Source organism: Microbacterium sp. Au-Mic1 (assembly GCF_021341785.1).
Taxonomy (GTDB): Bacteria; Actinomycetota; Actinomycetes; order Actinomycetales; family Microbacteriaceae; genus Microbacterium.
Genome location: NZ_JAJTTF010000005.1, coordinates 220,300 through 234,187, shown reverse-complemented (window position 1 = coordinate 234,187; position 13,888 = coordinate 220,300). Strand labels below are relative to the sequence as shown.

The 13,888-nt window shown below is 71.1% G+C and carries 14 protein-coding genes; 6 read left to right on the top strand and 8 right to left on the bottom strand.

What is annotated here, in order from left to right; all coding sequences use genetic code 11:
• Positions 1-16: 16 nt before the first annotated feature.
• The gene (locus LXM50_RS08900; protein WP_233310960.1) at positions 17-1,762 is read left to right on the top strand and encodes an AMP-binding protein; all 1,746 of its coding nucleotides are present in this window, start codon (positions 17-19) and stop codon (positions 1,760-1,762) included.
• A 106-nt stretch (positions 1,763-1,868) separates the two neighbouring features.
• Here LXM50_RS08900 and LXM50_RS08895 read toward each other — a convergent pair whose 3' ends face one another.
• A complete protein-coding gene (locus LXM50_RS08895; RefSeq protein ID WP_233310959.1) occupies positions 1,869-2,192 on the bottom strand; it encodes a helix-turn-helix domain-containing protein in 324 nt (107 codons plus the stop codon).
• Between the two features lie 207 nt (positions 2,193-2,399).
• Here LXM50_RS08895 and LXM50_RS08890 point away from each other — a divergent pair, with 207 nt between their 5' ends.
• Positions 2,400-2,765, top strand: a complete 366-nt coding sequence (locus LXM50_RS08890; protein ID WP_233310958.1) for a DoxX family protein — start codon at positions 2,400-2,402, stop codon at positions 2,763-2,765.
• Positions 2,766-2,888: 123 nt separating this feature from the next.
• Here LXM50_RS08890 and LXM50_RS08885 read toward each other — a convergent pair whose 3' ends face one another.
• The 3 genes from LXM50_RS08885 to LXM50_RS08875 form a co-directional block, all read right to left on the bottom strand.
• Positions 2,889-3,791 (bottom strand): VOC family protein, encoded by a 903-nt coding sequence (locus tag LXM50_RS08885; protein ID WP_233310957.1) that lies wholly within the window; start codon positions 3,789-3,791, stop codon positions 2,889-2,891.
• Between the two features lie 169 nt (positions 3,792-3,960).
• Complete coding sequence (locus tag LXM50_RS08880; protein ID WP_233310956.1) at positions 3,961-5,433, bottom strand: MATE family efflux transporter; 1,473 nt, start codon at positions 5,431-5,433, stop codon at positions 3,961-3,963.
• Positions 5,434-5,613: 180 nt separating this feature from the next.
• On the bottom strand, positions 5,614-6,618 hold the full coding sequence (locus LXM50_RS08875) for an aldo/keto reductase (protein WP_233310955.1): 1,005 nt from the start codon (positions 6,616-6,618) through the stop codon (positions 5,614-5,616).
• Positions 6,619-6,790: 172 nt separating this feature from the next.
• Between LXM50_RS08875 and LXM50_RS08870 the strand changes: the two genes are divergently transcribed.
• Entirely contained in the window at positions 6,791-7,678 is an 888-nt protein-coding gene (locus tag LXM50_RS08870) for a helix-turn-helix domain-containing protein (RefSeq protein WP_233310954.1), read from the top strand.
• Positions 7,679-7,730: 52 nt separating this feature from the next.
• Here the strand turns inward: LXM50_RS08870 and LXM50_RS08865 are convergent, their stop codons facing one another.
• On the bottom strand, positions 7,731-8,207 hold the full coding sequence (locus LXM50_RS08865; protein ID WP_233310953.1) for a MarR family winged helix-turn-helix transcriptional regulator: 477 nt from the start codon (positions 8,205-8,207) through the stop codon (positions 7,731-7,733).
• A gap of 54 nt (positions 8,208-8,261) precedes the next feature.
• On the opposite strand from LXM50_RS08865, the gene LXM50_RS08860 reads away from it, so the two are divergent.
• Genes LXM50_RS08860 through LXM50_RS08850 form a run of 3 tightly spaced genes read left to right on the top strand, consistent with a single transcriptional unit; the run spans position 8,262 to position 10,081 of the window.
• Entirely contained in the window at positions 8,262-8,972 is a 711-nt protein-coding gene (locus LXM50_RS08860; protein WP_233310952.1) for a hypothetical protein, read from the top strand.
• On the top strand, positions 8,969-9,694 hold the full coding sequence (locus LXM50_RS08855) for an SDR family NAD(P)-dependent oxidoreductase (RefSeq protein ID WP_233310951.1): 726 nt from the start codon (positions 8,969-8,971) through the stop codon (positions 9,692-9,694). Before LXM50_RS08860 ends, LXM50_RS08855 begins: the two co-directional genes overlap by 4 nt.
• A gap of 21 nt (positions 9,695-9,715) precedes the next feature.
• On the top strand, positions 9,716-10,081 hold the full coding sequence (locus LXM50_RS08850; RefSeq protein WP_233310950.1) for a Fe-S protein: 366 nt from the start codon (positions 9,716-9,718) through the stop codon (positions 10,079-10,081).
• A 126-nt stretch (positions 10,082-10,207) separates the two neighbouring features.
• On the opposite strand, the gene LXM50_RS08845 is transcribed toward LXM50_RS08850, so the two are convergent.
• From LXM50_RS08845 to LXM50_RS08835, 3 genes are read right to left on the bottom strand one after another with little or no spacing between them, the layout of a single operon-like run.
• Positions 10,208-12,535 (bottom strand): cation-translocating P-type ATPase, encoded by a 2,328-nt coding sequence (locus LXM50_RS08845; RefSeq protein WP_233310949.1) that lies wholly within the window; start codon positions 12,533-12,535, stop codon positions 10,208-10,210.
• Between the two features lie 39 nt (positions 12,536-12,574).
• Positions 12,575-13,507 carry a heavy-metal-associated domain-containing protein gene (locus LXM50_RS08840; protein ID WP_233310948.1) on the bottom strand — a complete coding sequence of 311 codons (933 nt, stop codon included), beginning with the start codon at positions 13,505-13,507 and terminating at the stop codon, positions 12,575-12,577.
• The gene (locus LXM50_RS08835) at positions 13,507-13,716 is read right to left on the bottom strand and encodes a heavy-metal-associated domain-containing protein (RefSeq protein ID WP_233310947.1); all 210 of its coding nucleotides are present in this window, start codon (positions 13,714-13,716) and stop codon (positions 13,507-13,509) included. The genes LXM50_RS08840 and LXM50_RS08835 overlap by 1 nt, the downstream gene beginning before the upstream one ends.
• Between the last annotated feature and the right edge of the window lie 172 nt (positions 13,717-13,888).

Below are 13,888 nucleotides of genomic sequence, written 5' to 3'. Positions count from 1 at the left end.
GGACGAAGATGGCTCCATGAGCCAGCCCCGTTCCGCCACCGCGGCGACCGCCGCTATCCGCTCCGCCCGTGACCTGCTGCTCGCGCACGCCACCGACTACCCGGGCGCTCGCTCCGTGTTCCACTGGCCTGCGCTCTCGGAGTTCAACTTCGCGCTGGAGTGGTTCGATGTCGTCGCCGGCGAGACGCCGAACCGACCGGCGGTGCAGATCGTCTCGGCCGATCTGACGAGCAGGAGCTGGACCTACGGCGAGCTCGCGCGACGATCGAACCAGGTGGCGAACTGGCTGCACGGCCTCGGGATCCGCCGCGGCGACCACGTGATCGTGATGCTCGGCAACACGATCGACCTGTGGGAGACCATGCTCGGCCTCACCAAGCTCGGCGCGGTCGCGATCCCCACCTCGACGCTGCTCTCGCCGGCGGATCTGGCCTATCGCGCGGAGAAGGGCGAGGCGCGCGCGGTTGTGACGCTCGGGTCGCTGAGCGATCGCGTGGCCGAGCTGCCCGCGGAGGTCGTACGGATCGCCGTGCCCGATGCTCCCGGCGCGGCGGTGCCCGCGGGCTGGCACGACTTCGCGGGTTCGAACGGCGTCGACGACGACTTCGAGCCCGACGCCCCGACACCGGCCGACGACACCAGCCTGCTGTACTTCACGTCGGGCACCACCAGCCGACCCAAGCTCGTGCAGCACACGCACGTGTCCTATCCCGTCGGACACCTCTCGACCATGTGGTGGCTGGGCGTGCGCGAGGGCGACGTGCACCTCAACATCTCCTCACCGGGCTGGGCGAAGCACGCCTGGTCGAGCTTCTACTCGCCGTTCCTCGCCGAGGCCACCGTGTTCGTCTACAACTACGACCGCTTCGACGCGAACACGCTCATGGAGGTCATGGAGCAGCACCGCGTCACGACGTTCTGCGCGCCGCCGACGGTGTGGCGCATGCTGATCCAGGCCGACCTGGGACGCCTGCCGCATCCGCCGCGCGAGCTCGTCGGCGCCGGCGAACCGCTGAACCCCGAGGTCATCGGCCGTGTGCGCCAGGCCTGGGGAGGCACGATCCGCGACGGCTTCGGGCAGACCGAGATGACGGCCTGCGTGGGCAACTCGCCGGGCCAGGTCGTGAAGGACGGATCCATGGGTCGTCCCCTGCCGGGCTACCCGGTCGTGCTGGTGGATCCGGTCACCGGGACGCGTGTCGACGGTGACGCGGACGGTGTGGCCGAGGGCGAGATCTGCCTCGACCTCGCCGAGCGCCCGCTCGGGCTGATGGCGGGGTACTACGCGGATCCGGAGGCCACGGCGCGCTCACGCGAAGGCGGCTTCCACCACACCGGCGACATCGCGACCCGCGACGCCGAGGGGTATCTGACGTATGTCGGCCGCGCGGACGACGTGTTCAAGGCGTCGGACTACAAGATCTCGCCGTTCGAGCTCGAGTCGGTGCTGCTCGAGCACCCGGACGTCATGGAGGCGGCCGTCGTGCCGAGCCCGGATCCGACCCGCCTGGCGGTGCCGAAGGCGTACGTGCTGCTCACCGCGTCGGCGCACGACGACCTCACGGCGACCGCCGGGTCGATCTTCGCCTACGCGCGCGGTCAGCTCTCCCCGCACCTGTGGGTGCGGATCATCGAGTTCGTGCCCGAGCTGCCGAAGACGATCTCCGGCAAGATCCGCCGGGTGGATCTGCGCGCCCGCGAGGCCGAGCGCATCGCGAGCGGCGACGAGTCGGGTCAGCACCACGACCGCGACCACCGCTGACGCGGTAATTCTCCCCCTCGTTTCAAAGCGCGCACTTTGCGGTGGAACCGATCCGGATCCAGCCATGTGCGCGCTTCGAAACCGGGATGGTGCCCGGAAGGGGGGCTCAGCGGGCGTCGTAGTCGGCCCGGGACTGCTCGATCGTGGCGTGATTGGTGATCGCCCACTGCGCGATCGTGTGCGCGATCTCGACGAAGGTGCTGCCGAGCGCCGTGAGCCGATACTCCACGCGCGGCGGAACCTCCGCATAGGCCGTGCGGATCACGAGTCCGTCGCGCTCGAGCTGCCGCAGCGTCAGGGTCAGCATGCGCTGGGAGATCCCGGGGATGTGCCGGAGCAGGTCGCTGAACCGCAGGACGTCGCCACCGAGCGTGGCGACCACGAGCAGCGACCACTTGTCACCCACGCGGTCGAGGACATCACGGATCATGCGCCCCACCTCGGGACCTCCGGGCTGCCCCTCGCACGAGCGTTCGTACTCGGAGAGATCCGCGGGGGTGGCCGTCACCGGCTCGCTCACGGTTCTGCCCCTGTGCGCCGGTGACACCGATGTGCCTTTTGTACGCGTCTCCACGATGCTCCATCCTTTACTTACTGATCGTAACAAGGTGACGATCGATAACAAGAAGGAACCCCCATGCTGATCGCCCTCTGGATCGTCAACGCGCTGCTCACCCTGGCCATGCTGGGCGGCGGAGGGATGAAGCTGATCACCCCGAAGCCGGTGCTCGCGGAGCGCGGAATGGCGTGGACCGAGGACTTCTCCGCCGGCTCGATCAAGGCGATCGCCGCACTCGAGGTCGTCGGCGCGATCGGCCTCATCCTTCCTCTGGCCACGGGGATCGCCCCGATCCTGACCCCCCTCGCCGGCACCGGTCTCGCCGTCATCATGCTCGGCGCCGTCGTCGTCCACCTGCGCCGCAAGGAGCCGGCGGCCCCGGCGATCGTCCTCGCCGTGCTGGCGGTGGCGAGCGCGGTGCTGGGCTTCCTCGCCGTTCGCTGACACTGGCCGGGCCCGGGTGCCCACTGGTTTCGGGGAGCGATGTCCGCTCTGTTCCGCAGGATCCGAGCGCACACCTCGCTCCTTGAAACGAGATGGTGGATCCGCGGACCGGAACACGCCGGCTCAGAGGTCGGCGATGACGATCCGCCCCATCCGCATCAGGTGCTCGTAGGCGTTCGGCCGCTGCATCAGCTCGCCCATGTTCGCGGGCACGACCTGCCAGCTCACGCCGAATCGATCGACGAGCCAGCCGCATTGCTCGGCCTCGGGTACGACGCTGAGCGCATCCCAGATCCGGTCGATCTCGTCCTGCCCGTCGCAGTCGATCTGCAATGAGAGTCCGGGGGTGAACGTGAAGTCCCGGTCGATAGGGGAATCGAAGGCGGCGAAGCGCTGGCCGGCGAGCAGGAACTCGGAGTACCAGATCGGCTCGTCGACGTGCGGGGGCTCGGTCACCGGGTACTCGACCCGGCGGGTGATCCCCGACGGCGGCAGCAGCTCGCCGTAGAGCGCGATCGCCTCCTGCGACCTGTTCCGCACCGGCCCGCCGAACACGAGCATCGGGGTGACCAGCGGTGCCGGCTCGGCGTCGCGGTCCATCAGCTTCAGCTGCCAGCTCACCCCGTAGCGATCCTCGACCCATCCGTACAGGCCGCTGAACAGGTATTCCCCGATGTCCATCAGCACGAGGCCGTCCTCGCCGAGCCTGGTCCAGGTGCGGTTGATCCAAGCGCGCGCGGCATCGTCGTCGCTGAAGTCGCGCGGATCCACGCTCACCAGGAAGGAGATCGCCGGATTCGGGGCGAACTCGGACCCGGCGTTGATGAGGCTGATCCGATAGCCGTCGATCGACACATCCACGGTGAGCGGCAGTCCGGCGAACGAGCGCTGGAACTCCGGCAGGCCGTCGGCGGGATAGCGTGCGACGACCCGCGACGTGGCCCGCTCGAACACCGAGGCGTAGAAGGCCCCCGCCTCCTCAGCCGCGTGGTCGCACCAGATGTTGGGGGTGATCCGCTGAGTCATGTGGGGAAGCTCCTCGCGCGCCGATGGTCCCCCCAGGACTCCAGAGTGCGCGACGGCGCGGCCGCACCGCAAGCGCCCGGCCGAGATCTGTCCCACGACGCGTACCGACGCGGCTGACCACGACAGCCCTCAGGGCTCGCGCCGCGACGTCACCGTGGGCGGCGCGGCCTCAGCGACGCCCGACCTTGAGGCGGGACTTCGCCCGCACCACCGGCACCGGAGCCGTGATGACGGCGTCGACCACCATGGAGCCGTCGGTCGGGCCGACGACCGGGATCGCCGTGGTCGGGGTGACCTCGATCGGATCCACGGGCATCCGCGCCAGCTCGCGGTGCGCCTTCATGTACGCGGGGATGAGCAGCGCCGCCGCACCCAGCCATGCCAGCGGGTTGCTCAACGCGACGCCGGGGTAGCCGATGAGGGCGCCCAGCACGACGGCGGCAGCCACGCGCATCACGAGCTCGATCACGCCGGTGATCGTAGGGATGAGCGTGTGCCCCAGACCCTGCAGCACGCCGCGCAGCACGAACAGCACGCCGAGCGCGGTGTAGCTGAGGCCGTTGATCAGCAGCATGAGCGCGGCGAGACGGACGACCTCATCGGATCCGTCGCCGATGAACACGCGCACCATCGAGGATCCGAACAGCACCAGCAGCGCGCCGAGCACGATCGCCGTGATGACGGCCATCCAGATCGCCTGGGTCACGCCTCGGCGGATGCGGTCGGGTCGGCGTCCGCCGAGGTTCTGCGCCGCGTACATCGAGGCGGCGAGACCGATCGAGGAGAGGAACGCCACCGCGATGCTGTCCACGCGGGAGGCGGTCGTGTAGGCGGCGACGGCGTCGGGACCGAGCATGTTCAGCGCGACCTGCACGGTGATCGTGCCGATCGCGATGATCGAGGCCTGGAAGCCCATCGGAAGGCCGAGGCGCAGGTGCTCGGCGATGTCGGCGCGCGTGACGCGCCAGTCGGCGCGGTGCACGTGCAGCACCGGGAGCTTGCGCCACACGTACACCAGACACAGTGCGACCGAGACGCCCTGTGCGACGACGGTGGCCCAGGCGGCTCCCGCGACGCCCCACTCGAAGGCGCCGACCATGAGGATCACCAGCACGATGTTCAGGGCGCAGGACACGGTGAGGAACACCAGCGGGGTGCGCGAGTCGCCGATGGCGCGGATCACTGCGGAGAGGTAGTTGAAGAACATCACCGTGCTGCCGCCGATGAACGTGACCTGCGTGAACACGGTCGCCTCGGGCATGAGCACCTCGGGCGTCTGCAGCAGCGCGAGCAGCGGCGCGGTCACGAGCGGGGCGCCGACCGAGATGATGATGCTCGTCGCGGCGGTCAGCAGCGTGCCCGTGGCGACGGAGCGGCGGACGGCCGCGTGATCGGCTGCGCCGAACGCCTGCGCCGTCGGGATCGCGAAGCCGCTGCTGAGGCCCCAGGCGAACCCGATCAGCAGGAAGATCAGGCTGCCCGTGGCGCCCACGGCCGCGAGCGAGTCGACGCCGAGGTGACGACCGACGACGATCGCGTCGGCGAATTGATAGAGCTGCTGCACGACGTTGCCGATCAGCAGCGGGACGGCGAAGGCCAGGATGACGCGCCAGGGGCGGCCTGTGGTGAGGGACGTGGACATGCGGAGCTCTTCGGGCGGGGGATCGGGCGGGGGACGAAGCGAGGCCCGCCGTGATCGGTCACGGCAGGCCGTCTCCCATGCTATCGAATCGATTCGGTGAAGAGGTAGGGGGTTCGGCCACTTTCTGCCGGATCCGGCCGCCCCCGCCGCCTCCTCGAAAACCCCGTCGCCGAACGGAGCTCAGTGCCCGACGTACGAGAACTGGGTCTCGTTGTAGCGGTCACCGGCCACGCCGAGCCGCGAGGCCAGGGAGTCGAGATCCGCGCGCTCGTCGGCCGACAGCGCGACCGCGGTGGATCCGGCGTTCTCGGCGATGCGCGCGGTGCGCCGGGTGCCGGGGATGGGCACGATCCACGGCTGCTGCGCGAGCAGCCACGCCAGCGCGATCTGCCCCGGCGTCGCACCCTTGATCGTCGCGAGAGATGCGACGTGGTCGACGAGACGCTGATTCGCCGCGCGGTTGTCGGCGGTGTAACGCGGGATGGTGGCACGGATGTCCCCGTCGGCGAAGGACGTCTCCGCCGAGACCGTACCGGTGAGGAAGCCCTTGCCGAGCGGACTGAACGGCACGAACCCGATGCCCAGCTCGGCGAGCGTCGGCAGCACCTCCGCCTCCGGATCCCGCGTCCACAGCGAGTACTCGCTCTGCACGGCGGTCACCGGGAACACGGCGTGCGCACGGCGGATGGTGGCCGCCGATGCCTCGGACATCCCGAAGTGGCGCACCTTCCCCTCGCGCACGAGTTCGCCGACCGCCCCCGCGACGTCCTCGATCGGCACCGCCGGATCCACCCGATGCTGGTAGAAGAGGTCGATGACATCGGTGCGCAGCCGCCGCAGCGACGCCTCCGCAACCCGTCGGATCTGCTCCGGACGGCTGTCCAGCCCGGTGTAGCGCCCGTCGTCCTCGATGTGCCAGCCGAACTTGGTCGCGACCACGACCTCGCCCCGGACCGGCTCCATGGCCTCTCCGACGAGTTCCTCGTTGACGTAGGGGCCGTAGACCTCCGCGGTGTCGATGAAAGTGACGCCCTGCTCGAGCGCCGAGCGCAGCACACCGATCATCTCGTCCCTGCTTCCGGGATTCGGTCCGTAGCCCTGCGACATCCCCATCGCGCCGAGGCCTATCGCCGAGACCTCGAGGCCCCTGCCGTCGCTACCGTGCCCGAGTGTGCGCGTGTGCATCCCCGTCTCCCGTCCGTCACGGATCCGGTCGATCACGACCGGTGCGTCCTGCGCCCCGGCGCCTCCGGGACGCTTCCAGTCGACTCCCGATCCGCCGCGGGCACCAGACCCCGATGTTCCGGGTACTGCCAGTGCCTGGCACCGCGGGGTCGCGGCGCGTACGTTCGAGGGCATGGACGAGCGCGCAAGGGACCTCAGGGCCGAGGTGCAGGACTTCCTCACCTCGAGGCGCGCCCGCCTCTCTCCGGAACAGGCCGGGCTCCCCGCGTACGGGCGGTTCCGGCGAGTCCCCGGCCTCCGGCGCGAGGAGGTCGCGCTGCTGGCGGGCGTGAGCGTCGACTACTACATCCGCATCGAGCGCGGTGACCTCGCCCGTGCCTCGGACGGAGTGCTGAGCGCGATCGCGATGGCCCTGCGACTGGACGAGGCCGAGACGGCGCATCTGTTCGACCTCGCCCGAGGCGCGGACCGCGCGAGCCGCACAGGGCTCTCCCCTCGACCGCGCCCCGCCGCGCTCCGGCCCAGCGTGCTCCGGATGCTCGACGCGATCGTCGACGCGCCCGCGATCGTGCGCGGCGGCGGTTTCGACTACCTCGGCGCCAATCGGCTCGGTCGTGCGCTGTACGCGCCACTGTTCGCGCACTCAGCGCCGAACAGCCTGCGCTTCGCGTTCCTCGACCCCGCGGCGCGCACCTTCTACCGGGAATGGGATCAGGTGGTGCAGGACCTCGTCGCGACCCTGCACGCCGAGGTCGGCAGGCACCCCGCGGACCCTTCGCTCGCATCGATCGTCGCCGAGCTCTCCGATCGCTCGGAAGAGTTCCGCGCGCTCTGGGCAGCGCACAACGTGCGCTTCCATCGCACCGGGATCAAACGCCTGCATCACCCCGTCGTCGGCGACCTGGACCTCACGTTCGAGGGCCTCGATCTGTCCGCCGATCCCGGCGTGATGATGGCGGTCTACACCGCTGAACCCGGATCCGGATCGGCGGACGCGCTGCGGATGCTCGCCAGCTGGGCCGCGACGGCCGAGGAGGAGAGGCTCCGCACAGGGCACTGACCGCTCGGCAGCGGCGCGCTCCGCTGCCGGCGCCGATGCCCCTCGAGGGAACTCAGCGGGCGCCCGGGGAGCCGCCGTATCCGCGATGCACCTCGGGATCGAGTCCGTGCGCGGCGGCGAGGCGGGTCACGAGCGCGGTGAACGCCTCACGCTCGGCGGGATCGAGCGGGCCGAGGATGTCGGCGTTCTGCTGCTCCGCCGCCGCGCGGAGGCCGCGCAGAGAGGCGCGGCCGGCCTCGGTGAGATCGAGTCGGTGATGGCGGCGATCGTCGGGGTCGCGGGTCCGCGATACCAGACCGGCCGCCTCGAGGGTGTCGACGAGCACCACCACCCGGCTCGGCACGGCGCCGAGTCGGTCCGCCAGTGCACGCTGACTCAGCCCCGGGTTCTGCATCAGGATGCGCAGCACCCCCGCCGTCGCCGGAGTGAGGCCGGCAGGCTTCACGAGTTCGGCGAACCGCGCGGAGGCGAAGGCGCCGAGCTGGGACAGCAGGAACCCCGTGCGTGCGGGTCGACGAGCGGCATCCATGGGTCCAGCATAGTCCTCTTGACAGAATAATTCATAGCATGCATCATTTCTGTCATGACCGATTATTCGCCTGCCTCTCGTCGCCCCGGCGGGCCGCCGCTGGGCCCGCTCGCAATCGTCACCTTCGCCCTGACGATCGCGGGCGTCGTCGTGCTGCTCGTCGGCACCGGCTCGGCTCCTGCGCCGTTCGCCCCCGCCGCCGACGTCGCGAGCTGGTACACCGCCCACGCACTTCCGATCCGCGTCGCGGCGACGCTGCAGCTGGGAGCCGCCGTCCCGCTGGGGATCCTCGCCGCCTCGGTCTACGCCCGTCAGCTGCGCCTGGGGGTTCGTGTTCCCGGTCCCGTCATCGGTCTCTACGGCGGGATCGGCGCCTCCTTGCTGCTGCTCGTGTCGGCCCTCACGACCTGGGCCCTCGCCTCCGGTCCGGAGGCCGCCGACCCGGGCAGCGCCGCAGTTCTCGGGCGACTCGCCTTCGGACTCGGCGGCGTCGGCTACGCCGTGGGCCTGGGTCTTCTGATCGCCGGCATCGCGGTGCCGGCGTTCATCCTGCGGCTGATCCCGCGCTGGCTCGCCCTGGCCGGACTCGTGCTCGCCGTCATCGGCGAGCTGGCGTTCCTCTCGCTGGTGCTCGACCCGCTGCAGGCGCTGCTGCCGGTGGTGCGCTTCGGGGGCGGGGCGTGGCTGATCGCGGTCGCGTTCCTGCTGCCCAGGGAGCGGCCGCGGCGGAGCCCGCGCACCGTCACCATGGAGGACGCGTCATGAGCACCGCCCTCGTGGTCGGCGCGAACGGTGCCATCGGCGAGGCCGTCGCGCGGCGGCTCGCTGCGGAGGGGCATCGGATGCTCCTGGTGTCGCGCCGACCGGATCCGCTGGCCGCACTCGCCGACGCCCTGCGCGGCGATGGTCGCGACGTGGAGACCGCCGCGTTCGACGCCGCCGACGCGGGCGCGCTGGCGGAGTTCCTCGCTGCGCATGCGCCGACGGGGATCGACATCGCAGTCAACAACCTCGGCATCGCGCACCTTCCGCGTCCCCTGGTCGAGATCGACGACGCGGAGTTCGCCCGGGTGCTCGCGATCGACCTGCTGGGCCTGTCGCGCTGCCTGCGCGCGGAGCTCGCCGTGATCCCCGACGGCGGGGCCGTGGTGAACGTGGCCTCCACCGCCGGCATCGGCGGGGCCCCGGGCATGTCGGCCTACGCCGCCGCCAAGCACGGCGTCGTCGGACTCACCCGCACCACCGCGCTCGACGAGGCCGCCCGGGGCGTGCGCGTGAACGCCGTCGCGCCGGGGCCGATCGAGTCGGGCTCGGTGCTCGATCATCCCGCGGAGGTGCGCGAACGGATCGGCCGGTTCGTCCCGATGCAGCGGATGGGGCGCCCCGAGGAGGTCGCCGAGGCGATCGCATGGCTGGCCTCGCCCGCGGCATCCTTCGTGACCGGCGTGGTGCTGCCCGTCGACGGCGGCAAGACCGCCGCGCTCTGACCGATCCGAAACGGAGACCCCATGGACCTCTTGACCCTGCTGCGCGAGCTCCTCGTGCTCGTGCACCTCATCGGCTTCGCCCTGCTTCTCGGCGGCTGGGCCGCGCAGGCGGTGCGACGACGCTACGTCACCACGACGCTGTTCCGCACGGGGCTGGGGGTGATGATCGCGTCGGGCCTGCTGCTCGCGATCCCCTTCCCCGCCGGCGTGCATCTCGACTACCTCAAGCTGGGGGTGAAGCTGGTGGTCGCCCTCGCCATCGGCGGCGCCTTCGGCGTCGTCATCACGCGGGAGCGCGCGGGCCGGCCGACCGCGGGGGCCTTCTGGACGATCGGCGCCCTCGCCGTACTGAACGCCGGCATCGCGATCTTCTGGCACGGCGCCTGACCGGGCCTGCTCGTTCTGCTCCCGTCGCAAAAGGTGCCGCCATGAGGCGCTCAGAACGACACATTCTGCGACGGGAGCAGCGGTGGACCGCGGCCGAGACCCCGTGGCCGCGCGGTAGGCCGAGGCTCAGCGGAACCGGCGCAGCCTCAGGCTGTTGCCCACCACGAACACGCTGGAGAAAGCCATGGCGGCCCCGGCCAGCATCGGGTTCAGCAGCCCCAGCGCGGCGATCGGGATCGCCGCCACGTTGTACGCGAAGGCCCAGAACAGATTCGCCTTGATCGTGCCGAGCGTGCGGCGGGACAGCCGGATCGCATCGGCCGCGGTGCGCAGGTCGCCGCGCACGAGCGTGATGTCGCTCGCCTCGATCGCGACGTCGGTGCCGGTGCCCATCGCCATGCCGAGATCCGCTGTGGCGAGCGCGGGCGCGTCGTTCACCCCGTCCCCCACCATGGCGACCACGCGACCCTCCGCCTGAAGCCGGGCGACGACCTCGACCTTGCCCTCGGGCAGCACCTCGGCGGATACCTCGTCGATCCCGACCTCCGCGGCGACCCGCCGGGCGACCGCCTCGTTGTCGCCCGTGAGCAGGATCGGCGTGAGGCCGAGGCGCTTGAGCTCCGCCACCGCATCGGCGCTCGTGGGCTTCACGGTGTCGGCGATCACGATGATGCCGCGAGCGGATCCGTCCCATCCGACCGCCACGACGGTCTTGCCGCCGGCTTCGGCCTCCGCCTTCGCCGCAGCGACCCGCGGGCTGAGGTGCTGCGCCCAGTCGGCGAGCAGCGCCTCCCGGCCGACGAGCACGGCGTGACCGTCGACGACGCCCTGCACGCCCCGGCCCTCGAGGTTCTGGAACGACTCCACGGATGGGAGCTCGACGGACCGCGTCTCGTCTCGCACGGTTTCGCCGCGCTCGCTCGACGACCCCGAGCGCGCCGCCCGGGCGATCGCCTGGGCGATGGGGTGCTCGGACGCGTTCTCCAGCGCACCGGCGAGGCGCAGCAGCTCGGCCGGATCCGTCCCGTCCTCGGCGATGACGTCGGCGACCTCCATGCGGCCGCTCGTGACGGTGCCGGTCTTGTCGAGCACGATCGTGTCGACGCGACGGGTGGACTCCAGCACCTCCGGCCCCTTGATGAGGATGCCGAGCTGGGCCCCGCGCCCCGTGCCCACCAGCAGCGCCGTCGGCGTGGCAAGGCCGAGAGCGCACGGGCACGCGATCACGAGCACGGCGACCGCCGCGGTGAACGCCGCCGTGGCGGGGAAGCCGGCGCCGAGCCAGGCGCCGAGGGTCGCCACCGCGATCACGATCACGATCGGCACGAAGACTCCGCTGATCCGGTCGGCGAGACGCTGCACCTCAGCCTTGCCGGTCTGGGCGTCTTCGACGAGCCGCGCCATCTGGGCGAGCTGCGTGTCGGATCCGATCCTCGTCGCGCGGACGACCAGGCGTCCGCCGGCGTTGACGGTGGCTCCGGCGACGGCATCGCCCGCGCCGACCTCGACGGGCACGGATTCGCCGGTGAGCATCGCGGCGTCGACCGCGGAGGATCCGGAGACGACGACGCCGTCCGTGGCGATCTTCTCGCCCGGGCGCACGACGAACTCGTCGCCGACGGCGAGCTGCCCGATGGGGATGCGGACCTCTTCCGTCGCCGCGCCCGGCGTTTCGTCTCCCGAGCCCGCGGACCGCCGCAGCACCGCCACGTCCTTCGCGCCGAGTTCGAGCAGCGCGCGCAGCGCAGCGCCCGCACGCCTCTTGGAGCGCTTCTCGAAGTACCGTCCGGCCAGGATGAAGACGGTCACCCCCGCCCCCACCTCGAGGTAGATGTTGCCGCTGCCGTCACCTGCCTGCAGCGCGAACGAGAACTCGTGCCGCATGCCCGGCGTGCCCGCAGTGCCGAGGAACAAGGCGTACAGCGACCAGCCGAACGCGGCCAGCGTGCCCATCGAGATGAGGGTGTCCATCGTGGCCGCGCCGTGGCGCAGGTTCAGCCACGCGGCGCGATGGAACGGCCACGCGCCCCACACGATCACGGGGGCGGCGAGCGCGAGCGAGGCCCATTGCCAGTACGTGAACTGCAGCGCGGGGATCATCGCCATCGCGATGACGGGCACGGTGAGGATCGTGCTGACCAGCAGCCGGGTGCGCAGCGAGCGCAGCTCAGGGTCGTCCGGCGTGGCCTCCGAAGCGTCCGGACCCGGACCGTCCGGCGCCGCGACGACCGGCGGTGCCGGGAGCACGGCCGAGTAGCCGATGTCCTCGACCTGGGCGATGAGCGCGGAAGGGTCGAAACCGTCCGGCAACGACACCCTCGCCTTCTCCGTCGCGTAGTTCACGGTGGCGGTGACCCCGTCGATCTTGTTCAGGGTCTTCTCGATCCGGTTCGCGCAGGAGGCGCAGGTCATCCCGCCGATCTCGAGCTCCACGCTGTTCGCGTTCGCGGTCATGGGTGCGTCTCCTTTCGACGTCGGCCGGTCGTGCCGGGGTCAGTGATCGTGCGTCGTCGCGTCCAGCACGAAGGCGGCTGTGTGCACGGACCCCTCCACCTGGAAGTCGAAGTAGAGCAGGTAGCGCCCGGCGGTGCCCACATGGGCGGAGAAGCGGACGTCCGGCCCCGAGGTCGCGCCCGGCGTCGGCTCCGCGCCTTCCGGGTGCACGTGCAGGTAGGCGAGGTCGCCCTCGCGCAGCGCCACGAGGTGCCCGTAGGCGCCGAGGTAGGGCTGCAACGTGGTGACGGGAGCGTCGCCGCGACGGACGGTCACCGTCAGCTCGGAGGCGGATCCGGGGATCAGATCCCCGTCGACGCTGACGTCGAAGCCGTCCACCGTCGTCTCGGCACTCGATGCGAGCGCGACCGGTGCGAACGCTCCGGAGACGTCGATCGTGCGGGTGAGCGTGACCGGATCCGCCCCCGCTGCCGCGAAGTCCGCGAACACGCGGTACGAGCCGGCGGCGTCCCACATCCACGAGATGCTCCAGGTGCCGCCGGCGGCGTCGAGCACGGGGTGCACGTGCCGGAACCCGGTGCCGTCGCTGCGCACCACGATCAGGTGCAGCTCCTTCTCGTGCTGCGGCGTGTAGGCCGCGACCGCGGCGCCGTCGGCGTCGAGGATCCGGAAGCTCAGCGTGCCCTGCTCCCCCACGCCTGCCGGGGCGGAGACCGGCGCGAGCGTGAACCCGCCGGCCGACAGGGAGACCCCCGCGAGGCTCTCCCCCGCGGCGCCGTGCGCGCTGTGGTCCTGGGTTCCGTGTGCGCTGGATCCGTGGGCGTCGTGCTGGTCCATCTCGGTCTCCTCCTCGTGCTGCATGCTCTGCGGTACTGCTCCGCGCGGGGCCGCCAGGGCCGCGGCGCCGAACGCCACGGCGAAGGCCGCCGCGAGCGCCGCGCCGTACAGGCCCAGGCGTCCCGCGGTGTTCATCAGGCGCGAACCGCCCGGTAGCCGGCCTCGTCGACGGCGGCGAGGACGCTGGCGTCGTCGAGCTCGGTCGTCGAGGTCACCACGAGGCGGCCCGTCGAAGCACTCACCTCGACGTCGTCGACGCCGGCGATGCCGCCGACTTCCCGGCGCACGGACATCTCGCAGTGCCCGCAGGTCATCCCGGTCACCTGGTACTCGGTGGTGGTCATGTCATCTCCTCCGTCCGATACCCCGTCCGGGTATCCGATATCGACAACCATATACCCCCAGGGGGTATTCCGCATCCGAGAAAGCTCCCGATTCCGACCGGCAGACCTCGCCACTCGGACGCCGCGCAGAACACGTGGCGCGCGGGCGAGACACGTGGCGCGCAGGCGAGGA